Below are 22,900 nucleotides of genomic sequence, written 5' to 3' on the forward strand. Positions count from 1 at the left end.
ATATGGACATACCCAGCATCAAGCATGTTCGCGATCACCTTATCGCCAAACCCGGCGAGCCATTCAGCCTGGCGGAGCGGCCAACGCGGGATGACGCGATCTTTGCCAATAAGGATGATGCCGCAACCAGCCTCAAAAAGGATGCGGCCGTCATCAATGAGCTGAAAGACATGCTGTATGCCCACAAGAAGCAATCCGTTCTGGTCGTGCTCCAAGGCATGGACACAGCAGGAAAATCCGGCACCATTCGCGGTGTCTTTGCAGACACGACGCCCCTCGGCATGGAGGTGAAGGCGTTCAAAGCGCCCAGCGCGAACGAACTGGCACGCGACTATCTCTGGCGCGTCCACAATGCCGTGCCGAAGAAGGGCAGTGTCGGCATCTTTGATCGTTCACATTATGAAGATGTTCTTGTCGTGAAAGTACGCGGCTGGGCCAGCCCGAAAGAGATTGAACACCGCTACGACCAGATCAATGCTTTTGAAAAACACCTTACACAGAATGGTGTCATCATCGTCAAATGCATGCTGAATGTTGGGCATGAGGAGCAGGGCGTGCGCCTTGCCGAGCGTCTGGTCGAGCCACACAAGCTGTGGAAGTTCAATCCGGGAGACCTGGATGACCGCAAGGACTGGACAAAGTTCATGGCGGCCTATGAGACAGCGATCGAGCGCTGTTCGACAGAGCATGCGCCCTGGTATGTGATCCCGTCAGACAGCCGTACCCGCAGGAATGCGATGATCGCCCGGCTTGTCCGCGGGGCCCTCGAAGATCTGAACCTCGAATGGCCGAACCCGGGATACAAGCCGGACGATTTCGATATCGGTTAGCCTCCGTGGAAGTCCGTAGACCCGCCACTGATGGATTTATTGGCGGAGCGTGAGGCTGGGTTGCCATAAATGTCGACGCTGCCCCCGCTGGATGTCTTGCTCTTGGCTGCGTCGCTGGCATAGGCGCGAACGGAGCCGCCACTATTGGCGCCGGCTTTCACGGTCTTGCAGGTCAGCTCCTTTGCATTGGCTGAGCCGCCGGACGAGGCCTTGATGTTCAGCTTGTTGCAGCTGCCATACGCCGACACGGATGCGCCGCTGGAGACGCTGATCACCATGTCATCCGTCTGCAGTCCTTCTGCGAGAAGGGAGGAACCGGAGCTTGCTTCAATCTCTTCAAGGCTTGGTGCGGTCACATGGAAAGTGACGCGCATTTTCTTGTTGCTCAGGCTGGATGTATTCTTGCGGGCAAGATAGAGCCGATCACCATCCTGACGAACTTTCACATCGTCAGGGCCGCCTCTGGAGAAAACCGCGTGTACGGAATAATCCGGGGCTGTCGTGAACTTTACTTCGACGCCTGCCGCGACATCCAGTTCATCAAAGTTTACCGCATCATATGTCTTGGTGACATCTGCGTAGCTGGCCGGCGTAAAGGCGGTGACTGCAAGGGCTGCGGAGGCAGCAGCGAACAGAATGCGTTTTTTCATGAGAATTTCCTTCCGTTCAGGAATTAGTTGAAGTCGACGTCGCCGCCGCTCGATTTGCTGACATCGCGTTCAGCCGGGTCGCCGTGGACCAAAACATCTGCGCCGCTATTGGCAGTTGCCTTGACGGACTTGGAAGCATGAACGCCGACATCAGCGCTGCTGGAGGCTTCGACTTTCGCGGAAACGCAGATCAGGTCATCGGCGTCAACATCGGCGGAGGAGGAGGCCTCCACGTCGATCAAATTGCAGCTTCCCTCAACAGTGACATCTGCGCTGGAGGACGCGTCGATCTCGACATCGGACGATCCGGCAATAGTGACTTCTACATCAGAGCTCGAAGACGCTTCGACATCAACCGGACCGGCGCCGGAGGCGTTTGCGCTGACATCTGCGCTGGAAGATGCATCAATGCTCAGCTTGTCGCTGACCAAGTCTTCTGCGTCGAGATCAGAGCTCGAAGACGCTTCGATGCTGGTATCCTTTGAAGTGCCGCTGACCGTCAGGGAGGCGCTTGAGGAGCTGTCCAGCTCCAGCTCGTCTGCCGAGATATTGTTCGCTGTCAGCATGGAGGACTGGGATATGTCCAGTTCGCTGATCGAGGGAGAAGTGACGATGACTTTATAGCTCGGCTTCACATCGCCATTCACCTTGACGACAAGTTCGCCATTTTTGTGCTTGATCGACATGTTCTTGCGCCATTTAGCCTTTTCGAGGCTCTTGCGCTTGATCTGCAATTCGTCGCCCTTGGTTTCGATCAGGATATCAGAGAAATCGCCATCCTTCTGATCCACTGTGACGGAATGAGCTGGCCCTTGCGTGTACTCGACCATGATGGCACCGCTGACATCCAGGGCGTCAAAGTCTGACACGTCATAGGATTTGGTCTCGGCGAGGGCAGGCATGGCCGCCAGGGTAAGTGCGGCGATAGAGATGGCAGTGCGTTTCATGAGTATGCTCCAGAACTTGATACCCTCATATTCATATCGAAATACGATAAGTCAATGTATTGTTTTTCAATAATCTCAGTACAGCGCGCACTCGACCTGTGTGCACGTAACATCCGCTACATATCTGCTGGCTTTGTGAAAATCAGAGTTTATGCAGGATGGCCATAAAGATCATAGGAATCGGCATCCGTAACCTGAGCAGAAACGATATCACCCGACTTCAGGTGACTCGCATTGTCCAGATAAATCACGGCGTCAACTTCGGGTGCATCGGCCTTCGTTCGTCCAATCATCTCACCCGGCTCATCGCCTGGGCCATCAATGATAACATCTTGAACCGTGCCGACCTGAGCCGCCGCGCGGTCGGCAGAAATCTGCGCCTGTACTTCCATAAAGCGATGCCAGCGTTCTTCCTTGACCTCTTCGTGGATATGCCCCGGCAGGTCTCGGCTGTCGGCATGGGCGACATTCTCGTATTTGAAACAGCCGGCGCGGTCGATCTTCGCTTCGCGGATAAAGTCCAGCAGGATGTCGAAATCCTCGTCCGTCTCACCGGGGAAGCCGACAATGAAGGTCGAGCGGATGGCCAGTTCGGGAACATCCCGGCGCCATTGCTGGATACGCTCCAGCACGCGGTCCTGCTTGGCCGGGCGCTTCATCGCTTTCAGAACAGGGGCGGAGGCATGCTGGAATGGAATATCCAGATAGGGCGTGATCAGGCCTTCAGCCATCAGCGGGATGACATCATCGACATGCGGGTAAGGGTAGACATAATGCATCCGCGTCCACACGCCGAGGCTGCCGAGCCCCTTTGCCAGATCGAGGAAGCGGGTCTGATATTCCGTGCCGCGCCAGGTTTCCGGCTTGTAGCGCACATCCAAGCCATAGGCGGACGTGTCCTGGCTGATTACCAGCAATTCCTTCACGCCTGCGCCAACCAGACGTTCGGCTTCTGTCAGAACATGATGGATTGGTCGGGACGCAAGATCGCCGCGCAGTTTCGGGATGATGCAGAAGGAGCAGCGATTGTTGCAGCCCTCTGAAATCTTCAGATAGGCATAATGGCGAGGCGTCAGGCGCAGGCCGGCTTCTGGCACCAGATCAAGGTGAGGATTGTGCGGCGGCGTTAGATGCGTGTGCACCGCGTCCATGACCGCTTCGTACTGGTGCGGCCCTGTAATCGCCAGCACTTTGGGGTGGGCTTTCTCGATCACATCCGGTTCTGCACCCAGACAGCCCGTCACGATCACCTTGCCATTGGCCTCGATAGCCTCGCCGATTGCGTCCAGGCTTTCATCGCGCGCGCTGTCGATGAAGCCGCATGTGTTTACCAGAACAAGGTCTGCGCCATCATAGTCGGGCGCGATCTGATAGCCTTCCGCGCGTAGACGCGTGATGATCCGTTCGGAATCCACTAGCGCCTTGGGGCAACCAAGCGAAACAATCCCCACTTTCGGGGATTTTGCGGGCCGGATCGGGGCGGGGGCAATCGGTGTCGTGTTCATCGCGCCCTGCTATAACGAAAGCCCATGTCTGGGAAGAGCATGCCGACAGACCCGGATGAGGGCCTTGCGTCTGGGTAGGAGCTCATCAGGGTTAAGTTTTGGTTGCAGGCCGAGTCCCAAATTGGTCCAAAAACTTGGAGGCGTGGAAACATCAAACTGTTAGCCATAAGATCGCATGAACACGCGATGATAGAGGCGACTATGGAAGGATGGATGATTAATCTGGCTGGCTGGGGCTTCGCGCTGCTAGGCGTTTACCTGATCTGGTATACGCTGAAGCAATGGCGCCGCGCCGCGAAAGCCTGCTATCCAATGCCGTTCCGCCGCCGCAAAAGCTATATGGCCGGTCTGGCGTTTAGCGCTCTGTTCCTGGTCTCACCCGCCCTCGTTCAGGCTGACAGCCCGATGGACGCATATCAAATGGTTGCGAATAATGCGGCAGAGCAGGGCTGAGGCTCATGCCTCTTCCAGCTCGATGCCTTTTTTCTTCAGGAAGTCACGCAGCTCGCCGCTTTCGAACATCTCTTTTACGATGTCACAGCCGCCAACGAACTCGCCTTTGACGTAAAGCTGCGGGATGGTTGGCCATTCGGAATATGCCTTGATGCCTTCACGTACGGCCTGGTCTTCCAGAACGTTGGTGGAGACATATTCCACGCCCAGATAATCCAGCACCTGAACCACGACGGATGAGAAACCGCACTGCGGGAAGGTCGGCGTGCCTTTCATGAAAAGGACAACGTCATTGCTCTTCACGGCCTTGTCGATGGCGTCGAGTGTGGCTTGGTCAGTCATTCAGATATCTCCGCTGTCTGCACAGCATGTGTGGTGGATACCCGGCAGCGTCAAGAAGCGAAGCTGCCGGGTAGTGAGATTACCAGCCGCAGCTCTCGTCGGCGTTCTGGTCTTTCAGGTACAGCATCAGCGGATCAAAGTATTCGATGATCGCGCTGCCATCCATTTCACGGGTGCCGGTGAATTTCTCCAGCGTGTCCGGCCATGGCTGTGAAGCGCCTGCTTCCAACATGGCGTTGAAGCGCTCGCCGACTTCCTTGTTGTCATAGATGGAGCAGCGATGCAGCGGGCCTTCCCATCCGGCCTGCTCACAGGCCGCCTTATGGAACTGGAACTGCAGGATGTAGCTGAGGAAATACCGTAGATAGGGCGTGTTGCCCGGAATGTGGTATTTGGCGCCGGGATCGAAGGCATCCGCCGGGCGCGGGGCCGGCGGCACAAGGCCCTGATTCTTCAGGCGCAGGTCCCACCAGGCCTGATTATAGTCTTCCGGCGCGGTCTTGCCGGCCAGCACATCCCATCGCCAGCCATCAACGGTCAGCGCGAAGGGCAGGAAGGCGATCTTGTCGAGCGCAGTATTCAGCAGCAGCGCCGTATCGGCCTCCTCCGGCGGAATTTGGTCTTCCGTGATCACGCCGATCTTCTGAAGATAAATGGGCGTGATGGACAGTCCGACAAAGTCCCCAATCGCTTCGTGGAAGCCATCATGCGCGCCGTTTTTGTAGAGATAGTCCTGATCCTTGTAGGCGCGCTGATAGAAATTGTGCCCCAATTCGTGGTGCACGGTGTAGAAGTCTTCCGCGTTCACCTCGGTGCACATCTTGATGCGGACATCTTCCTCATCATCAAGATCCCAGGCGGAGGCGTGGCAGACCACTTCCCGGTCTGCCGGGCGCACGATCATGGAGCGTTCCCAGAAGGTCTTCGGCAGTGGATCAAAGCCCAGTGAGGTGAAGAAAGCTTCCCCCGTCTCGACCATCTTGATCGGCGTATAGCCTTTTTCCCGCAGTTGCTCCGTCAGGTCATAGCTTGGCGCAACCACATCGGCCAGCCTCACGATATCATAAATGCTGGACCATTGCTGGGCCCACATATTGCCCAGCAGGTCAGCGCGGATCGGGCCGGTACGCGGCTGCACATCGTCGCCATACTTCTCGTTTAGCTTGGCGCGCGTATAGCAGTGCAGCTCCTTGTAGAGCGGCTCGACCTGCGTCCATAGCCGCTCGACTTCGGCTTCCATCTCTTCCGGCGGCATGTCGTAGCCTGACAGCCACATCTGGTCGAGGCTCGGGAATCCCAGCTCCTCAGCACCTTCATTGGCGATCTCGACCATGCGGGCATAGTCATCCTTCATCGGCACGGAGACGGTACGCCAGCCTTCCCAGACAGCTTTCAGCTCTTCCGGATCGCGGCTGGTTTCGATGATCGTGGAGAGTTGATCCAGATTGAGCGCTTCGCCCTTATAGGTGAACTTGCCGGTGCCATAGGTGGCGTCCAGATTGGTCGTGATCTTGGACAGCTCTTCCGCCGCGCCGGGTGTAGAGGGGGCCGGAATGGTGATGCTGGAGCGCAGGATATTCATCTTGCGGGCCAGGTCAGCCGGCAGGACGTCCACATCAAACGTCTTGGAGTCGTTGGCCAGCGACACGGCTAGCTTGGTTGAGACAGCGCCAGCCTCGGCAGCTGCAGCATTGGTCTCGTCTGTGATATTGGTTGCTTGGTTCCAGTAGGCCTGTGCGGCAATCTTGCTCTGCGCGGCCAGTTTGGCTTCTGCCATCTCCAGGAATGCGCGAGCCTCGGCAATCTCTGCGGAATGATCCGGCTCGGCTGATGTCTCGGCAGCGGTTTCAGTCAGGTCTGCTTGGGGGGCTTCAGCTTTTTCAGGTGATGAGCAGGAGGCCAGCACAAGCCCCAGCGCGATCACGCTGCTTGTCAGGGTCAAACGTTTCATAAGGTTGTTTCCTCATCCTTCGATGCGGGGCAAACAACCGCGAACCGTTCGTTGCGTCAATGCAGCTTGTTCAAGAAGATGGGGCCTTTGTCTTTAATGCCAGCGCATGAAGTTCCCCGCCCATTGTGCCTTTGAGGGCAGAATATACCAACTGATGCTGTTTCACGCGCGGTAATCCGGCAAATTGCGGGCTGACGATTTCCGCTTGCCAGTGATTATCATCTCCGGCGAGATCAGTCAGCGTGATGTCTGCTTCCGGAAACGCATCCGTCAGATATCCAAGCAGCGTTTCGCGGGACATGGCCATGGCAGTCTTCCTTTATTCTTGTTCCCCGCACAGGTGGCTTTTCAGACGTGCGGCGTCAAGCACCCGCACCGGGGGCGTTGTGAGGCTAGTGTCATGGGAATAGGGTGCGCACGTCTTCCACAGCACTCAGGATCTGACCCATGAAGATCGGCCGCGCGTTCATTATTTCCGAAATCCTGCTTGTCGTGACGATAATCGGGGCAGTCGTATTCTTCTCCATGCGCGACAAGCCGGACGATTCTACGACGCTTACTCATTATCAGACCCAGTATATTGACGGCCCAGCCATGCTGAATTTGACGGAGACGCTTTCCTCAGATGCCCTTCAGGGTCGCCGTACCGGCACCGAAGGTGCAGATGCGGCGATGAACTTCATCCTGAAGCGCTACGAAAATATCGGACTGGAACCAGTTGGCGACAGCTACAAACATCCATTCCCGATCACGGCGCCAGAAGACGCACCTGCGGATACGACGCCGGAAGAAGGCGTGAACGTGCTTGGCTGGATGCCTGGCAAGACGCCTGGCAAAGGCCCGATGCTGATCATCACCGCACACTATGACCATTTGGGCATTATAGATGGAGAGATCTATAATGGCGCAGATGATAATGCGTCCGGCGTCGCTGCTATGATTGCAATTGCGGAATACTTCAAACGCAACCGCCCCACGCATGATATCGCCTTTGCTGCGCTGGATCGTGAGGAGATGGGCCTGCAAGGGGCCAAGGCGCTGGTCAGGTCAGATCTGATTGACCTCAAGCGCGTGGCTCTGAACATCAATCTGGATATGGTCAGCCGTTCAGAGGCAGGTGAGCTATATGTGGCAGGCACATATCATACGCCAGCTCTGCTGCCGCTAGTCAAGGAGATTGCAGCTGAAGCGCCGGTCTCGCTCATGGTTGGACATGACCAGCCAGACCTCGGGCCAGATGACTGGACGCTCGCGTCCGATCATGGGCCGTTTCACAAGGCGGGAATTCCATTCCTGTATTTCGGTGTCGAGGATCATCCAGGCTATCACCAGCCTTCAGATGATTATGTGAACATCACCCATGACTTTTTTCTCAGGGCAGGGGACACAATCACTCTGGCTGTTGAAAAGGCAGATGTGTGGGTTGGTAGCAACTACTAAGTAAGATGCAATTGCCGTTTACGGATAATATCGGTCAGTCGTTTACTGCTTAAGGCGGACGCCAAAATATTATCCCTGATCTGAACAACCCTGCCTTACGCCTTGCTTTTGCATTGGTTCCGCCTGTACTGCGCATGCCCCTGCACAGGCTTAACCCCTGAGAGCGTCGGAATCGAAAAAGTTCCATTAAAACAACGTCACGTAGGGTTAATCCGCGTTAAGAATATGTGGCTTTGCAGCAACTGCTGCAGCTTGCGGAATTGTCATCGGAACGAACACAGTTCGGACACGGTTTCCTTGTGGTCTCGTCAATCTGGCGGGAGCTGATTTTTTTAAAAAGGAGACCACATGTTTAAGTATATTCTGATTGCCTCAGCAGCTACGGGTCTGGCAGCAACGGCGAATGCACAGTCTTATGACAATGACACAGGCCTCTATTTGGACGGCGGGTATCAGTATCTGGACATTAAGCCGGATGGTGCTGAGAGCGGTGTTGATACCAATGGCATTGCGGCGCGTCTTGGCTACAAGTTCAACAATGTTTTCAGCCTCGAAGGTGAATTGGCCAGCGGCATTGATGATGGTGAGTTCGACTACAATGTCGACGAAGACGAATTCAATCTTGATGACAATGATGATGGCGACTTTGAAGACGTCATCGGTGCGTCAGGCGATATCGGCCTGAACTATCTGGTCGGTCTCTATGGCCGCGCAGATTTGCCGGTTACGGAGCGTATGAATCTCTTCGCTCGTGCAGGTTATGCCTATATCGACGTTGATGCCTCTGTGAACACGCCCGGTGGCACCGCCATCAATATCGAAGACTCTGCTGATGGCCCAGCCATCGGTGCGGGTCTGACCTATGACCTCAGCGAGAACTGGGAACTGCGGGGTGACTACACCTACTATTCCTTCGACAGCACCGACACGAATGGTGTGATGCTGGGTCTCGGCTACAAATTCTAATCGAACGTAATTGTAGTTGAATGGATTGCCCCTCTCGCAGAATGCGGGAGGGGCTTTTCACATTCAGTCTACGGAATCCATATAAGTCGGCAGCCAGCCTTCATGTGCCTCGCGGAGCGTCGCCAGGGAGATCGACTGGGCCTCTGAGCCCACCAAGGTGAACTCAATCGCATCGCCCTTGAACTTGCCGACTTGCGTATAGGGCAGACCAAGGTCTTTCAGTTTCTGGTGCGTGGCCTCTTCGTCGGCGGCATCCACAGCGATGACAAACCGGTTCTGATCTTCCCCAAACAAATAGCCGAGCTGTCCGGCTTTGGGTCCATAGATCTCGACGCCGACACCGCTGGCCAGCGCCATCTCGGCCAGCGTGCAGGCAACGCCGCCATCGCTGACATCATGCACAGCGCGCACAGCGCCATCTTTGATCAGTTTGCGGACTTCTGTACTAATACGCACCGTCTCTTTCAGGTCCACTGCCGGGGAGGTGCCAAGGTCATCCCCCTTCAGGCCCAGAATTGTGCGGGCATAGAGGGACGCGCCAAGCTCGCTGCCCGCCGCGCCAATCAAGAAGGCTACATCGCCCGCTTGCGCACCTTTCAACGTGATAATCTGCGACACATCCTCTATCAGGCCCACGCCGCCGACAACCGGCGTTGGCGGGATCGCCTTCCCGTCGGTCTCGTTGTAGAGGGACACGTTGCCAGAGACGACCGGGAAGTCGAGCTCGCGGCAGGCCTCGGCCATGCCTTCGATGGCCTTCACGATATAGCCCATCGTGTTCGGCTTTTCCGGATTGCCAAAATTGAGATTATCGGTGATCGCAATCGGCGTTGCGCCCACGGCAGACAGGTTGCGATAGGCTTCCGCCACAACGGCCTTTCCGCCTTCAAACGGGTCCGCTGCCACATAATGCGGGTTGCAGTCGGAACAAATCGCCAGCGCCTTGTTCGTGTCGTGGATGCGGACAATCGCTGCATCCCCCTGCGACTGGGAGCTGTCGACCGTGTCGCCCATCACATGCCGATCATATTGTTCCCAGATCCAGCGCTTGGAGGCCATGTCCGGACAGGACATTAGCTTCAGCAGCACATCGCAATAATTGTCAGGCTCGGAATATTTTGAAATGTCCAGGGCGGCCCGCTTCGGGGGCTCGTTCCAGGGGCGGTCATAATTCGGCGCATCATCGGCCAGCGGGGCAACCGGAATATCGCAAACCACTTCGCCGAACTGCTTCAGGACCAGATGGCCATTGTCTGTCGTTTCGCCGATCACTTCGGCATCGAGGTCGTATTTGTCGAAGATGGCTTTCGCGACATCAATCTTGTCGGGATAGAGCACCATCAGCATGCGCTCCTGGCTCTCCGACAGCATGATCTCGTAGGCGGTCATGCCTTCCTCGCGCTGAGGCACCTTGTCTAGGTCCATGACCACGCCGATGCCTTCGCCATTCTCGCCGCCGCTGGCCGCCATTTCGACAGAGGAAGACGTCAGGCCCGCAGCGCCCATGTCCTGGATCGCCTGAATGGCGTCGGTCGCCATCAGTTCGAGGCAGGCCTCGATCAGCAGCTTCTCGGTAAACGGGTCGCCCACCTGAACCGTTGGGCGTTTCTCTTCGTCACCTTCAGAGAATTCAGCAGACGCCATGGTCGCGCCATGGATTCCGTCACGACCGGTTTTGGAACCAACATAGAAGATCGGGTTTCCGGGCGTTGCGCCGCGCGCATAGAAGATCTTGTCCTGATCTGCGAGGCCAACCGCCATAGCATTCACCAGGATATTGCCATTATAACCTTCGTCAAACTGCGTCTCGCCGGCGACCGTCGGCACGCCAACGCAATTGCCATAGCCGCCAATGCCTGCCACGACACCGGCGACGAGGCTGCGTGTCTTCGGGTGGTCAGGGGAGCCAAAGCGTAGCGCATTGACCAGCGCAATCGGGCGGGCGCCCATGGTGAAGACATCGCGCAGAATGCCGCCTACGCCTGTAGCTGCGCCCTGATAGGGCTCGATATAGGACGGGTGGTTGTGGCTCTCCATTTTGAAGATGGCCGCCTGGCCATCGCCAATGTCGATCACACCGGCATTTTCGCCCGGCCCCTGAATGACGCGGTCATTCTTGGTCGGGAATTTCGACAGGTGCCGACGGGATGATTTGTAGGAGCAGTGCTCGGACCACATCACCGAATAGATACCAAGTTCCACAAGGTTTGGCTTGCGCTCCAGGCGCGTCACAAGACGCTCCCATTCGTCGGCCTTGATGCCATGTTCCAGGCCGGCAGCTTCATCCTGCTCGGCGGTGAGGTGGGCGAGGATCGCAGATGTGTCAGTCATGCCCGGCGCTTTAGCGGCAATTGCCACGAGTCGCCAGACTCTATTGCCGTTCAGACGCCGTTAGAGGCCGCTTTTCGCAAAATGAACGCATTTTAACGAAGCCTTCCGGAGGGGTGGGCGTTGAAACAGCTGAACAGGCAGCTTTGGAAAGGAGCCGACCGTGAAGCAACATCTACTCATTCTGGCAGCACCCCTGCTTGCTGTAGCCTGCGGACAGAACGTCACCAAGGCAGATGGCGAGGCCATGCCCGCGCCTACGCCCATCAACTCCGCCGACAAGGACACGAAGAAGGCCGACAAGGCTCCTGAAATCCAGGTGACTGAAGTCAAAGGCGCATGGGAGAAGACCGATACCCCCCGTGGCCAGCAAGTGGCCTACTTGTCGGAAGATGGTGAGGTCAGCCTGTCGATTACGTGTCAGGAGCCTGACGCTTTTGCAGGCGAAGACGGCCAGAACGTACTGGTTCTGCGCCGCACATTCGCGGGCAAGGATGCCCCGTCCCAGGTCGGCGTGTTCACCTCGGCCAGCAATGCGGCCATCGTCGCTCAGGTAGATGAAGAGAGCCAGGAAATCGTCGGCATGTTCGATACGCGTTCAACGGCGGCTAATGCCCTGGCCAATGGAGATGGTGATCTTCGCTTTGTTGCTGGTCAGAGCGCTTATGTCATGCCGACTGACCCGATGGTTGAAGAGCTGATCGAAACCTGCCGCCCGCCGATCGAGAGCAATTTGGAGGGCGCCAACACGGAAAATGAAGAAGAGGCTGAGGCTCCATCCGATTCCGGAACCTGATCCCCCCAACACGTTCAATCCCCGTGAACGAAACTGGCCCGCCTCGGTATGAGACGGGCCAGCTTTGTTTCAGTTTGTCATTTCATCAGGCCGGAAGGCGATGATGAAAGGTCACCTGCTTACCAGTTATAGCTGGCGCGGGCGTAGACGAAGCGACCGGAGAAGCCATAGGGGCTGCGGCTTGAATACGGGAAGATCCCGTTAAAGTTCAGGCCATCCGGCGTCATGGTCGGATACTCGTCCAGGATGTTGTCCGCACCGATGCCGACGCTGAACTTCTCGGAGACATGGAAGTCGACAGAGGCGTCGAGGATCCAGTCGGATTCCAAAGTGAAGTCATTGTTGGGGTTGTTGGACGGCACCAGAACGTCACCATAGCGGGTGGCGCGCAGGTTGAAGTCAGCCTGCTGATAGGTGTAGTCCGCGTTCAGGATCAGCTTGGTCTCCGGTGCGCTTTCCTCCAGGGTCAGCGTACGGTCACGACCGAAGAGAACCAGAGACGGGATCGCAGTGTTCTCAGGAACGAAGGTGACTTCCGTCTTGGAATAGTTGAACGCAGCAGACACATCCAGCGTCCCCATGGCGTCGAAGTCGAAACCATACTTGGTGACGATGTCGACACCTTTGGTTTCGGTCTCGATACCATTCTGGAAGAAGCGGATTTGATCTACACCAGTGACGCCAGCAGCGGCAAGAACCGCGTCCACATCATCGCCATCCAGGTTTTCCGTCAGGAAGATCTGGTCGTCGATATTGATCTGGTAAGCATCAATGGTGATGAACCAGTCACTTGTCGGCGTGATGACCGTACCCAGGGAGTAGCTGGTCGATTCTTCCGCATCCAGCTGGCCACCGCCGAGGGCTACAGCTGCAGGAGACGTAGCCGGGAACGTACCCACTTCAAACGGCACACCATCACTAAAGTTGGTGGAGATGGCCGTGAAGTATTGCTGCTGAAGGCTCGGGGCGCGGAAGCCCGTTGCGATCGCACCGCGAATGGCAACCTGATCCGTAAAGTCATAACGGCCAGCAATTTTGCCGGTTACAGCATCGCCAAAGTCGGAATAGTCTTCATACCGCAGGGCTGCGGAGAGAAGGGTCTTCTCGTTCGGCACCCATTCGATTTCGCCATAGATACTGGCAGCATCGCGGCTAACGTCCACTTCGGATTCCGGCGTAAAGCCTGGGAACACCTGGCTACCTGCAGCGCCCGGGAACGGGCCCTGAATGTAGGAAGCTTCTTCACCTGCCGTGATTTCGAAGCTTTCGTCACGATATTCCGCACCGAAGGCCAGCGAGGTTTCACCCGGCAGCATGTTGTAAAAGGTCTTCACAATGTCCGCATTGACCGTGACCTGATCGAAGGCCAGCGAGCCGGCATCGAAGGAGGTCTGGCTGGTCGGCCCAAGTGACACGTTCAGCGAGTTGTTGACAGAATAGTCCAGCTCGTTGGAGCCATAGACGGCGCTGACATCATAGTCCCAGCCGCCAGCTTGGCCGCGCACACCGCCGCCGAGGCTGTAGTCCGTGACATCCCCACCAATCAGGGGCAGATAACCGCCCGGATAGATCTCAGGAATGTTGCGGGAGTCGTTGGCACGACGGTAGAAGCCTGGGCTTTCCGCTTCACGTTCCTGCACACCGCCGAAGGCATACAGCTCGACACCATTGTTCAGCGTGTAACCTGAATTGAAGAAGAAGTTGATATTCTCCATACGACCGTTGCCATAAACATGGTTCAGGCGGTCAAAGGTGCGTTCTGCTTCATCATATGCCGGGTCGCTTGGGAATTGCTGACGCGGATCCAGACCGGCGCGGTTGCTGCGCTGGCGCAGGGAGTATTCGCCGGAGACGGTCAGGAAGCCATTGTCGCCAAGGCCGAAACCGGCCCAGCCGCCAATATTGGTCGTCTGACCGTCCACTTCGCTGCGGTTCAGGCCTTCCGGATCGGTGACGTGAGCGCCATAGCGGATGTTCAGGCCGCCGCCATGATCTGCTTCACGCAGGATGACGTTGATCACGCCTGCAATGGCATCGGAGCCATATTGGGCGGATGCGCCGTCACGCAGAACCTGGACATTGCCAATGGCGCTGGTCGGAATGGCATTGAGGTCCACAGCAGCAGAGCCGCGGCCCACAGACCCGTTGATGTTGATCAGAGCGGAAATGTGACGGCGCTTGCCGTTCACCAGCACCAGCGTCTGGTCAGGAGACAGGCCACGCAGGGTAGCGGGGCGGATGATGTCCGTTCCGTCATTGATGGCTGTCTGGTTGAAGTTGAAGCTCGGCACGGTTGTGGCCAGAATCTGGTTCAGTTCAACGCGGCCGGTCTCGGTCAGTTCTTCTACCGGGAACACATCGACAGGAACAGCTGTTTCCAGAGCTGTACGGTTTGCCGTGCGTGTACCGGTAACGACGATTTCACTCTGCCGCAATTCGTCGGATGTCTGGGCTGTGTCATCCTGTGCGAATGCGGGAGTTATAGCTGTAGCCACGGCAAAGGTTGAGGCCGTGACGAGCAATGTCCGCAACTTGGTCATCTTGCAGTTTACTCCTGTAATCATGGTTATTACGCCCCACGGGCAAGAAGTAGTCGCCTAAGGGGGTACGTTACAGGTCTGTAAGGCAAGAATTTGCGGGATTAACGTAAGTCAATTCAGAATTGTGTTTTCAGTGTCACACTCTTGTAACCTAATAAGCACATCCGATAATCAAAATTGGCCCAGTGAGTAAGAATTAGGCAATTGCACTGTCAGCTGTACTTAAGCCCATTGCGGGCAAGGTGAATTGATAAAAGAATCAATTAGTTATCATAGGTAGAAAATCGGTGCGCCGCTATCTACTTTTGGGAGAATGATCGGCTCTGAGGAGGCGCTATGCAGTGGCCGCCGTATCAACCGCCTGAATGTATCGCGCTTTCGCATCTTCTGGCAAAAAGGACCCCGCAAAACTATTGCGCGCGAGTTGGATGATCTGGCCCGCCGATAGGTCCAGCGCCTCTGAAATCGCTTCGTAGTTCTGGTTGATATAGCCGCCAAAATAGGCCGGATCATCGGAGTTGACGCAGACCAGAAGGCCTTCTTCCAGCTGTGTCTTCACCGGGCTCTTTTTCAGATCATCCAGCACGCAAAGCGACAAATTGGAGAGTGGACAATTGGTCAGCGGAGTCTGTGTGTCGCGCAGCACCTGGATGAGGGCAGGGTCTTCCATGGCGCGGTTGCCATGGTCAATCCGGTCTGCGCCAATATCCAGCAGGGCCTCTCGTACATATTCCGGCGGGCCTTCCTCACCGGCATGCAGGCACAGTTTGAAGCCCAGCTCCCGGCAGCGCTCGAACAGGCCTCTGAACTTCAGGGGAGGGTGGCCGACCTCTGAACTGTCGAGGCCCACCCCGATGAAATGCTCATGCCACGGAATGGACTCATCCAGCAGCACAAAGCCGGCGCCCTCGGACAGGTGACGCAGGAAGCTCATTATCAGTTCTGACGTAATGCCCAGCTCGGCCTCACCGCGTTTCAGCGCGGCCAGAATGCCCTCGGCCACAACACCGAAAGGCACGCCGCGCTCGGTATGGGCCTGTGGGTCGAAGAACATCTCGACATGCACGACATTGTCCTGCTTCACGCGCTCCAGATACGCCCAGGTCATGTCGTGAAAGTCCTGTTCGGTGCGCAGCACATTCATGCCCTGATAGTAGATATCCAGGAACTCCTGCAGGTTCGAGAAATCATAGGCGGCCTTGGCCTCTTCCAGCGTCTTGAACGGGATGTCGACCCGGTTGCGCTCGGCAATCGCCATCATCAGTTCCGGCTCGAAACTGCCTTCAATATGAAGGTGCAGCTCGGCCTTCGGCAGGCGGGCGATGAGGTCGGAATGTGCGGACATGTGAGGGCTCCTGTCAGACAGGCCCATAGAGCCGGATCAGGCGGCCGAGAGCAAGCTTTCGAATACGCCGAGGCCGTCTGTACCGCCCTCATGACCGCCAATTGCGCGCTCTGGGTGGGGCATCATGCCCAGGATGCGGCCATTCTCGCTAAGGATGCCGGCAATGTCCCGGGCAGAGCCATTCGGGTTGTGGCCATTGCTGTAGCGGAACGCCACACGGCCTTCGCCTTCCAGCGTGTCCAGCGTCGCATCATCGGCGAAGTAATTACCGTCATGATGGGCGACCGGGATGATGACCTCGCGCTTGCCTTCATAAGCGGATGTATAGGCGGTGTTCGCGCTTTCCACACTCAGCGCCTGCGGGCGGCAGACAAAGTGTAGCGATGCGTTGCGCATCAGGGCACCCGGCAGCAGACCCGTCTCGCAGAGGATTTGGAAGCCATTGCAGACGCCCAGAACATAGCCACCGCGCTCGGCATGGGCATGCAGCTGAGAGATTACCGGAGAATTGCCAGCCATCGCGCCGCAGCGCAGATAGTCTCCATAGGAGAATCCGCCCGGTACCATAACGAGGTCGGTGCCCTCAGGAATGGTTCCATCCTTGTGCCAGACCATGGCAGGGGCCTTGCCCGTTACTTTGGCGAGGGCGTCATGCGCGTCGCGGTCACAATTCGATCCGGGGAAGACAATCACGGCAGTTTTCATGCGCAGGCCTTTAGCAGGGAGTCGGGCAGGAAGGGAACAGGCTTTTGCCGTCATTGCGTCATATCGGTCAGGCTGATTGCCGCATCCTGGCGTTACGATCTTGCCGGAATCGACCGTCGGGCACATTCTGGGCGCGCTTTAATTGTCCGGGAGACGAGAGATGAAAAAAATTCTGATTGCCGCCCTGGCGCTCGCCGCGCTGCCCATGGTGACGGCCTGCAACACGGTCGAGGGCGTCGGCAGGGACGTTCAGGCTGGCGGCGAAGTCGTGGCCGATACGGCGCGGGACGTCAAAGACAAGATCTCGAAGAAAGACTGACAGGCCTGCTTTGGGCCGCCCAAAAAGAAAGGCCCCGGACGCAATGCCGGGGCCTTTTTTATGTCCTGTGACAGGAGGTGCGTTTAGCGCTGATCCATCGGCACATAGTCGCGCATGGCGGCGCCGGTATAGATCTGGCGCGGACGGCCGATACGCTGGGTCGGATCGTCCAGCATCTCGTTCAGCTGGGCAATCCAGCCGACGGTACGGGCCAGGGCGAACAGCACAGTGAACATCTGCTTCGGGAAACCGATCGCATCCAGGATGATGCCGGAATAGAAGTCCACGTTCGGGTAGAGCTTCTTTTCGACGAAGTATTCGTCTTCCAGAGCGATCCGCTCCAGCTCCATGGCAACTTTCAGGATCGGCTGATCCTTAAGGCCCAGCAGGTCCAGAACCTCGTGAGCGGACTCGCGCATCACGGTCGCGCGTGGGTCGTAATTCTTGTACACGCGGTGGCCAAAGCCCATCAGGCGGAAGCTGTCATTCTTGTCCTTCGCGCGGGCGATGAATTCCGGAATGCGGTCAACGCTGCCAATCTCGTGCAGCATGTTGAGGCAGGCCTCGTTTGCGCCGCCATGGCTCGGGCCCCACAGGCAGGCAACACCAGCGGCAACAGCTGCGAATGGGTGCGCGCCGGAAGAGCCGGCCAAACGCACAGTGGAGGTGGAGGCGTTCTGCTCATGGTCTGCGTGCAGGATGAAGAAGCGGTCCATCGCTTTGGCGATTTTCGGGTCAACCTTGTAGTCTTCCGCAGTGACGGAGAAGCACATGCTGAGGAAGTTCTCGGCATAGGACAGCTCGTTGCGCGGATCGACGAATCTCTGGCCCAGGTTGTACTTAAGGATGCGCGCGCACAGCGTCGGCATTTTCGCGATCAGGCGGATGGAGGCCAGGCGGCGCTCTTCCGGATCTTCACTGTCCATGGCGCCAGGGTAGAAGGAGGCCATTGCTCCAACAGCGCCGGTCAGCATGGCCATCGGGTGGCTGTCACGGCGGAAACCGTCAAAGAAACGGTCCATCTGGGTGTGGAGCAGGGTATGCTGCTTGATCTCTTCGTTGAAGGTGTCGAGTTCGGCTTTGCTGGGCAGTTCGCCGTTCAGGATCAGATAGCAGACTTCAGGGAAGGTGGCTTTGCCGGCCAGTTGGCCGATCGGGTAACCGCGATGCAGAAGAACGCCTTCTTCACCATCAATAAAGGTAATCTGGCTTTCGCAGCTGGCGGTGGACGTGAAGCCGGGGTCAAAGGTGAACTGGCCAGACTGGGCGTAGAATTTACGGACGTCGACAACATTCGGTCCGTGAGTGCCGGAATAAACCGGAAGGTCATAGGTCTTGCCGTCTACCTCAATCTTGGCGGTACCAGCGTCTTTCACTTTATTTTCCATCAACTTGCCCTTCTTGTTCACTACAGCGCGAGCCCGGGGCTATTCCCGGCCCTGCGCGATTTGATCATCAATCCGTCCCAGTGCTTCATCTCGGCCCAGCCACTCCAGCACCGGCGCAATATCCGGCGCGGGAAGCCCCCCAGTCAGTGCTGCGCGTAGCGGCGGACCTACCTGCCCCATAGATAGGTCTAGTGCGGTGCAATAGGAACCAATTGCGGTTGATATAGTCTCAGCCGACCAATGCGGCAATTGCTGCAGTTCGTCGCGCAGACCGGCCAGCCGGTCAAGTCCCTCTACCTTGAGAGCCTTGCGCGCTTTCTTGTTCAATTCGATCGGGCGAATATCCTTCAGAAATGCAAAGGCCTCGGCCAGTTCCGGCAGCGTGTTGCCGCGATCTTTCATATGCGGAAGCGCGGCGCGAATGCGGGCAATTTCTGCCTCGGTCAGCGGTTTTTCCGCTTCCAGATAGGGCTTCAGCAGGGAGAACAGGCGCTCATCATCGGCCAGGCGCAGGAAGTGGGAATTGATCTGGCCCAGTTTCTCAATATCCAGCCGGGCAGGCGCCTTGTTGATGCCGCCGATGTCGAACACGGCGGCGGCCTCGTCCTGGGTGAAGATCTCTTGGTCGCCATGGCTCCATCCAAGGCGCAGCAGATAGGCCTTCATCGCTTCCGGCAGATAGCCCATCTCGCGATAGGCCAGCGTCGACAGCGCACCATGGCGCTTGGACAGCTTCGCACCGTCCGGGCCATGGATTAGCGGCACATGCGCATATTTGGGGATGTCCCAGCCCATGGCTTCGTAAATCGGGATCTGGCGGAATGTGTTGCGCAGATGGTCATCCCCGCGGATGACATGCGTCACGCCCATATCGTGATCATCGACCACGACGGCCAGCATATAGGTCGGCGTGCCATCAGCGCGCAGCAGGATCATGTCGTCCAGCTCGCTGGCCTGAATGCGCACCGTGCCCTGCACGCCATCCTCAACGACCCGGTCGCCGCCATCTGGCGCGCGCAGGCGGATCGTATAGGGTGTGTCTTCTGACGGCGCAGGCGCACCATCGCGCCAGGGGGAACGGTAAGGTCCCAGCAGAACATTGGCCTCTGCCAGCAGCGCGGCTTTCTCGTCTTCGGAAATGCCTTCAGCCTTGGCGGCCTGGCGCTTTTCCTCGCCCAGATCGCGGCGGGCCTGCAGCTCTTCCTGTGTGGCATAGCAGCGGAACGCCGTGCCGCGGGAGACCATGTCCAACGCAACTTCCGTGTGACGGCCCGCACGGGAGAACTGCATCAGCGGTTTCTCGTCTGCCGTCAGGCCGAGCCATTCCATGCCTTCGAGAATCGCGGCGGTCGCTTCGTCGGTAGAGCGTTCGCGGTCGGTATCTTCAATGCGGAGAAGGAACTTTCCGTTGTGCCGTTTCGCATAGAGATAGTTGAAAAGTGCTGTCCGAGCCCCTCCAATATGCAACATGCCGGTGGGAGAGGGGGCAAAACGCGTAATGACGCTCATAGGACAGGCAGGCTCCGCATGACAGGCGCGATACGTGCGCCTGCGCCGCAGAAACACAAGACTGCGGCCAAAGGCAAGGGGCAGCGCGCTCACAATACAGTTGAATGGCCTGATCTATGGTCGATTGCATCCGTCGATGTAAGGCCGTTGCTGCTGGCCTTTTCGATGACGGCTGGGGCAGGCGTGTACTTTCTGCTGCCATGGGAGCCGTCACTCTGGGCCATACTCGCCCTGCCGTCAGGGGCGCTCTTCCTGGTGATTATAAGCCGTCGGAGCCTTGTTCTGGATGGCTTGCAACTTGCCATATGGATGCTGTTCGGTATCGCGCTGGGGGCTGGCGCAGCCAGTCTGCGGTCTCATCTTGTGGCGGCCCCTGTTGTAGCCCCGGCTGAGGGCAGGCTGGCCCGTCCCGTCATGCTGGAAGGTTGGCTGACAGAAATTGAGCCCGGCGCAAAGGGCCCGCGCCTACGCATTCAGGTGCATGCCATGGCCAGGCATTCGCCCGCCGAGACGCCGAAATATGTCCGCCTGACCCACCGCGCCCGCCTGGAAGTCTCGCCCGGCCGCTTCGTGCGTTGCTGGGCCGTGCTGCGTCCTCCGCCAGCGCCGTCCATGGCAGGCGAATATGACTTCCAGCGTCAGGCCTGGTTCGAGCAATTGGGCGGCGTAGGCTATGTGCAGGGTCGCTGTCGGGGCGGCACACTCGGCGCGCCTTCGGGATGGGGCCAGCAGATAGGCCTGAAAGTCCCCGCGCTGAGGCGGCAACTGGCCGGGCATGTTCAGCAAGCTGCGGGAGAGCGGGCCGGGGGCTTTGCCGCCGCGCTGATCTCTGGCGACCGTAGCTATATGCGTCTGGAAGACCAGGAGGCCCTGCGCAATTCAGGCCTTGCGCACCTGCTCGCCATATCCGGCCTTCATATGGCGATCGTAGGCGGGCTGGTTTACTTCCTCACTTGGCGCGCGCTTGCTTTGATAGAGCCGCTGGCCTTGCGCGTGGCCGTACAGAAGCCAGCCGCCGTCGTGGCGCTGATGGCGAGCCTGGCCTATCTCATTGTCTCAGGCGCAAGCGTCTCCACCCAGAGGGCCTTTATCATGTCTGCCGTCGTGTTCGGGGCGGTGCTTTTTGATCGTGCAGCGCTCAGTATGCGGTCTTTCTCCATCGCGATGATCCTTGTGGTTCTGATGCAGCCGGAAAGCGTCATGACGCCCGGTTTCCAGATGTCGTTCGCAGCCTCCGCCGCACTGATCGCGACCTATGAGGCGTGGACCCACCGCCGCGCGACACGGGAACGGGTGATGGGCAAGCTCAGCTATAGCTGGGCCTCACTGGCCGTCACCTCGCTTGTAGCGGGCACTGCCACCGCGCCCTTCGCGCTCTACCATTTTGACCGTCTGGCCGGGCTTGGCCTGCTCGCCAATCTGCTGGCCATGCCGGTGATTACCTTTGCGACCGCGCCGCTGGCGGCCTTCGCACTGATCCTTACGCCGTTTGGGTATGGTGATTTTGGCCTGCGCCTGTTTGGTTATTCGCTGGAAGTGATCCTGATGATCGCGCATTTTTGCACCGATCATGCTCCGGCCATGATCTCGGCAGGCAAGCAGATGCCGGGCCTGACGCTGGCCTTGCTCAGCCTCGCGCTGGCCGTCTCCGTCATAGCGAAGGGATGGGGCAGGGCCCTGTTGCCTGCTCTGGCAATCGGACCCGCTGTCTGGGTGTGGACCGTCGCGCCTGCCTTGGCATTGCATTGGAGCCCGTCAGGGGATGTGTTCCTGCGGCAGACGGATGGGCAGATCGCGCGGCTCGCCTATCTGGACGGCGACGGCTTGTCCCCCATGCGCTTCAGTACGTTGGAACCGGCAGAGCTTTGCGCTGGCTGGCCCTGCATCTTGGAGACAGCCGCAGGCCGCATTGCCCTCAATGATCCCGAGCTTCCGGCCGCCACATGCATTCCGGATACCCAAGCCGAATATGAACTCCGCCAGTCCGTCTCCGGCACGCAGGCTGGTTGCGCGCCTCCAATCTATTGGGAAGATGTGCTGCGCCTGAACGGCATCACCCTGAAGACCGGCGGGGCCATGACAGAAACGCGCGGCAGATGCAATCCGCGCCTCTGGCGCCCCTGTCCTGTTTCAGCAGAACCGGACTAGTCGTAACGGCGAACCAGCGCGACCAGACGACCCTGAACCTGTACCCGGTCCGGCCCAAAAATGCGGGTCTCAAAGGCCGGGTTCGCCGCTTCCAGCGCCACCGAAGCGCCCTTGCGCCGCAGGCGTTTCAGTGTGGCTTCCTCACCATCGATCAGCGCCACGACAATGTCGCCAGTATTGGCGGTATCCGTGCGGCAGCAGATCACGATGTCGCCTTCCAGAATGCCTGCATCAATCATGGAATCGCCCTGCACGACCAGCGCGAAATGCTCATCTCCCTCAGCCAGGCCATCAGGCGCGTTCACCTGGCCATTGTCTTCCTGAATGGCAGAGATTGGCAGGCCAGCCGCGATACGTCCGATCAGCGGCACAGTACGGGAGCTTGGCTCTTGTGCAGGTTTGCCTGATGAGACCAGTGCCGGCTTGAATTCCTTGCGACCGCGCGGGGCGGTGGCGGGCGAAGCCGATTCCGGCAGCTTCAGCACTTCCAGTGCGCGGGCACGGTGAGCAAGACGGCGGATGAAGCCACGTTCCTCAAGCGCCGTAATGAGGCGATGGATGCCCGATTTGGAGGCAAGGTTCAGCGCGTCTTTCATTTCATCGAATGAAGGCGAAACGCCTGTGGCCTGAATGCGCTCATTGATAAAGAGCAGCAATTCCTTCTGTTTACTGGTAAGCACCGGGCACTCCCTTAAGCGAATCTCTGTTCACTTATGTTCTATATGTGTTCATGCTTCG

The 22,900-nt window shown here is 57.9% G+C and carries 20 protein-coding genes; 7 read left to right on the forward strand and 13 right to left on the reverse strand.

Going from position 1 to position 22,900, the window contains the following annotated elements:
- Nucleotides 1-2: 2 nt before the first annotated feature.
- A complete protein-coding gene (locus HY2_RS05580; RefSeq protein ID WP_034825473.1) occupies nucleotides 3-830 on the forward strand; it encodes a PPK2 family polyphosphate kinase in 828 nt (275 codons plus the stop codon).
- On the opposite strand, the gene HY2_RS05585 is transcribed toward HY2_RS05580, so the two are convergent.
- The 3 genes from HY2_RS05585 to rimO all read right to left on the reverse strand — a co-directional run bounded on the left by HY2_RS05585 (nucleotide 827) and on the right by rimO (nucleotide 3,932).
- Nucleotides 827-1,480 carry a GIN domain-containing protein gene (locus HY2_RS05585; protein WP_034825475.1) on the reverse strand — a complete coding sequence of 218 codons (654 nt, stop codon included), beginning with the start codon at nucleotides 1,478-1,480 and terminating at the stop codon, nucleotides 827-829. The genes HY2_RS05580 and HY2_RS05585 overlap by 4 nt on opposite strands.
- 23 nt (nucleotides 1,481-1,503) lie before the next feature.
- The gene (locus tag HY2_RS05590) at nucleotides 1,504-2,427 is read right to left on the reverse strand and encodes a GIN domain-containing protein (protein WP_034825477.1); all 924 of its coding nucleotides are present in this window, start codon (nucleotides 2,425-2,427) and stop codon (nucleotides 1,504-1,506) included.
- A 149-nt stretch (nucleotides 2,428-2,576) separates the two neighbouring features.
- A complete protein-coding gene (gene rimO / locus HY2_RS05595) occupies nucleotides 2,577-3,932 on the reverse strand; it encodes a 30S ribosomal protein S12 methylthiotransferase RimO (RefSeq protein WP_034825479.1) in 1,356 nt (451 codons plus the stop codon).
- Between the two features lie 186 nt (nucleotides 3,933-4,118).
- On the opposite strand from rimO, the gene HY2_RS05600 reads away from it, so the two are divergent.
- The gene (locus HY2_RS05600) at nucleotides 4,119-4,385 is read left to right on the forward strand and encodes a hypothetical protein (RefSeq protein WP_146617169.1); all 267 of its coding nucleotides are present in this window, start codon (nucleotides 4,119-4,121) and stop codon (nucleotides 4,383-4,385) included.
- A 3-nt stretch (nucleotides 4,386-4,388) separates the two neighbouring features.
- Here HY2_RS05600 and grxD read toward each other — a convergent pair whose 3' ends face one another.
- From grxD to HY2_RS05615, 3 genes are all read right to left on the reverse strand, one after another.
- Complete coding sequence (grxD, locus tag HY2_RS05605) at nucleotides 4,389-4,727, reverse strand: Grx4 family monothiol glutaredoxin (RefSeq protein ID WP_034825484.1); 339 nt, start codon at nucleotides 4,725-4,727, stop codon at nucleotides 4,389-4,391.
- A 79-nt stretch (nucleotides 4,728-4,806) separates the two neighbouring features.
- A complete protein-coding gene (locus HY2_RS05610; RefSeq protein ID WP_034825486.1) occupies nucleotides 4,807-6,678 on the reverse strand; it encodes a M2 family metallopeptidase in 1,872 nt (623 codons plus the stop codon).
- 70 nt (nucleotides 6,679-6,748) lie between these two features.
- Nucleotides 6,749-6,985 carry a BolA/IbaG family iron-sulfur metabolism protein gene (locus HY2_RS05615; protein WP_034825487.1) on the reverse strand — a complete coding sequence of 79 codons (237 nt, stop codon included), beginning with the start codon at nucleotides 6,983-6,985 and terminating at the stop codon, nucleotides 6,749-6,751.
- Between the two features lie 140 nt (nucleotides 6,986-7,125).
- Between HY2_RS05615 and HY2_RS05620 the strand changes: the two genes are divergently transcribed.
- Complete coding sequence (locus tag HY2_RS05620; protein WP_051594762.1) at nucleotides 7,126-8,118, forward strand: M28 family peptidase; 993 nt, start codon at nucleotides 7,126-7,128, stop codon at nucleotides 8,116-8,118.
- A 348-nt stretch (nucleotides 8,119-8,466) separates the two neighbouring features.
- A complete protein-coding gene (locus HY2_RS05625; protein WP_034825489.1) occupies nucleotides 8,467-9,084 on the forward strand; it encodes a porin family protein in 618 nt (205 codons plus the stop codon).
- 63 nt (nucleotides 9,085-9,147) lie between these two features.
- Here the strand turns inward: HY2_RS05625 and purL are convergent, their stop codons facing one another.
- Nucleotides 9,148-11,415 (reverse strand): phosphoribosylformylglycinamidine synthase subunit PurL, encoded by a 2,268-nt coding sequence (gene purL / locus HY2_RS05630; RefSeq protein ID WP_034825490.1) that lies wholly within the window; start codon nucleotides 11,413-11,415, stop codon nucleotides 9,148-9,150.
- Nucleotides 11,416-11,575: 160 nt separating this feature from the next.
- Here purL and HY2_RS05635 point away from each other — a divergent pair, with 160 nt between their 5' ends.
- Nucleotides 11,576-12,208 carry a hypothetical protein gene (locus HY2_RS05635; RefSeq protein WP_034825492.1) on the forward strand — a complete coding sequence of 211 codons (633 nt, stop codon included), beginning with the start codon at nucleotides 11,576-11,578 and terminating at the stop codon, nucleotides 12,206-12,208.
- A gap of 119 nt (nucleotides 12,209-12,327) precedes the next feature.
- Here HY2_RS05635 and HY2_RS05640 read toward each other — a convergent pair whose 3' ends face one another.
- The 3 genes from HY2_RS05640 to purQ all read right to left on the reverse strand — a co-directional run bounded on the left by HY2_RS05640 (nucleotide 12,328) and on the right by purQ (nucleotide 16,798).
- Nucleotides 12,328-14,748, reverse strand: coding sequence for a TonB-dependent receptor plug domain-containing protein (locus tag HY2_RS05640; protein WP_034825493.1), 2,421 nt, complete (start codon nucleotides 14,746-14,748; stop codon nucleotides 12,328-12,330).
- A 334-nt stretch (nucleotides 14,749-15,082) separates the two neighbouring features.
- The gene (locus tag HY2_RS05645; RefSeq protein ID WP_034825495.1) at nucleotides 15,083-16,093 is read right to left on the reverse strand and encodes an adenosine deaminase; all 1,011 of its coding nucleotides are present in this window, start codon (nucleotides 16,091-16,093) and stop codon (nucleotides 15,083-15,085) included.
- Nucleotides 16,094-16,129: 36 nt separating this feature from the next.
- On the reverse strand, nucleotides 16,130-16,798 hold the full coding sequence (gene purQ, locus HY2_RS05650; protein WP_034825630.1) for a phosphoribosylformylglycinamidine synthase subunit PurQ: 669 nt from the start codon (nucleotides 16,796-16,798) through the stop codon (nucleotides 16,130-16,132).
- A 160-nt stretch (nucleotides 16,799-16,958) separates the two neighbouring features.
- Between purQ and HY2_RS05655 the strand changes: the two genes are divergently transcribed.
- On the forward strand, nucleotides 16,959-17,117 hold the full coding sequence (locus HY2_RS05655; RefSeq protein ID WP_034825497.1) for an entericidin A/B family lipoprotein: 159 nt from the start codon (nucleotides 16,959-16,961) through the stop codon (nucleotides 17,115-17,117).
- Between the two features lie 83 nt (nucleotides 17,118-17,200).
- On the opposite strand, the gene gltA is transcribed toward HY2_RS05655, so the two are convergent.
- Nucleotides 17,201-18,505: a citrate synthase gene (gltA, locus tag HY2_RS05660; protein WP_034825499.1), complete on the reverse strand. Its 1,305-nt coding sequence runs from the start codon at nucleotides 18,503-18,505 to the stop codon at nucleotides 17,201-17,203.
- Between the two features lie 39 nt (nucleotides 18,506-18,544).
- A complete protein-coding gene (gltX, locus tag HY2_RS05665; RefSeq protein WP_034825501.1) occupies nucleotides 18,545-20,014 on the reverse strand; it encodes a glutamate--tRNA ligase in 1,470 nt (489 codons plus the stop codon).
- An 18-nt stretch (nucleotides 20,015-20,032) separates the two neighbouring features.
- Here gltX and HY2_RS05670 point away from each other — a divergent pair, with 18 nt between their 5' ends.
- A complete protein-coding gene (locus HY2_RS05670) occupies nucleotides 20,033-22,162 on the forward strand; it encodes a ComEC/Rec2 family competence protein (RefSeq protein ID WP_051594763.1) in 2,130 nt (709 codons plus the stop codon).
- Here the strand turns inward: HY2_RS05670 and lexA are convergent.
- A complete protein-coding gene (lexA, locus tag HY2_RS05675; protein ID WP_034825503.1) occupies nucleotides 22,159-22,842 on the reverse strand; it encodes a transcriptional repressor LexA in 684 nt (227 codons plus the stop codon). The genes HY2_RS05670 and lexA overlap by 4 nt on opposite strands.
- Nucleotides 22,843-22,900: the final 58 nt, after the last annotated feature.

The sequence above is a fragment of the Hyphomonas pacifica genome, assembly GCF_000682675.1.
Lineage (GTDB): Bacteria > Pseudomonadota > Alphaproteobacteria > Caulobacterales > Hyphomonadaceae > Hyphomonas > Hyphomonas pacifica.

Excerpts from the sequence above, each read along its gene's own strand:
- HY2_RS05580 (WP_034825473.1), top strand. The coding sequence starts at position 3 with ATGGACATACCCAGCATCAAGCATGTTCGCGATCACCTTATCGCCAAA.
- HY2_RS05585 (WP_034825475.1), bottom strand. The coding sequence starts at position 1,480 with ATGAAAAAACGCATTCTGTTCGCTGCTGCCTCCGCAGCCCTTGCAGTC.
- HY2_RS05590 (WP_034825477.1), bottom strand. The coding sequence starts at position 2,427 with ATGAAACGCACTGCCATCTCTATCGCCGCACTTACCCTGGCGGCCATG.
- rimO (WP_034825479.1), bottom strand. The coding sequence starts at position 3,932 with ATGAACACGACACCGATTGCCCCCGCCCCGATCCGGCCCGCAAAATCC.
- HY2_RS05600 (WP_146617169.1), top strand. The coding sequence starts at position 4,119 with ATGATAGAGGCGACTATGGAAGGATGGATGATTAATCTGGCTGGCTGG.
- grxD (WP_034825484.1), bottom strand. The coding sequence starts at position 4,727 with ATGACTGACCAAGCCACACTCGACGCCATCGACAAGGCCGTGAAGAGC.
- HY2_RS05610 (WP_034825486.1), bottom strand. The coding sequence starts at position 6,678 with ATGAAACGTTTGACCCTGACAAGCAGCGTGATCGCGCTGGGGCTTGTG.
- HY2_RS05615 (WP_034825487.1), bottom strand. The coding sequence starts at position 6,985 with ATGGCCATGTCCCGCGAAACGCTGCTTGGATATCTGACGGATGCGTTT.
- HY2_RS05620 (WP_051594762.1), top strand. The coding sequence starts at position 7,126 with ATGAAGATCGGCCGCGCGTTCATTATTTCCGAAATCCTGCTTGTCGTG.
- HY2_RS05625 (WP_034825489.1), top strand. The coding sequence starts at position 8,467 with ATGTTTAAGTATATTCTGATTGCCTCAGCAGCTACGGGTCTGGCAGCA.
- purL (WP_034825490.1), bottom strand. The coding sequence starts at position 11,415 with ATGACTGACACATCTGCGATCCTCGCCCACCTCACCGCCGAGCAGGAT.
- HY2_RS05640 (WP_034825493.1), bottom strand. The coding sequence starts at position 14,748 with ATGACCAAGTTGCGGACATTGCTCGTCACGGCCTCAACCTTTGCCGTG.
- HY2_RS05645 (WP_034825495.1), bottom strand. The coding sequence starts at position 16,093 with ATGTCCGCACATTCCGACCTCATCGCCCGCCTGCCGAAGGCCGAGCTG.
- purQ (WP_034825630.1), bottom strand. The coding sequence starts at position 16,798 with ATGAAAACTGCCGTGATTGTCTTCCCCGGATCGAATTGTGACCGCGAC.
- HY2_RS05655 (WP_034825497.1), top strand. The coding sequence starts at position 16,959 with ATGAAAAAAATTCTGATTGCCGCCCTGGCGCTCGCCGCGCTGCCCATG.
- gltA (WP_034825499.1), bottom strand. The coding sequence starts at position 18,505 with ATGGAAAATAAAGTGAAAGACGCTGGTACCGCCAAGATTGAGGTAGAC.
- gltX (WP_034825501.1), bottom strand. The coding sequence starts at position 20,014 with ATGAGCGTCATTACGCGTTTTGCCCCCTCTCCCACCGGCATGTTGCAT.
- HY2_RS05670 (WP_051594763.1), top strand. The coding sequence starts at position 20,033 with ATGACAGGCGCGATACGTGCGCCTGCGCCGCAGAAACACAAGACTGCG.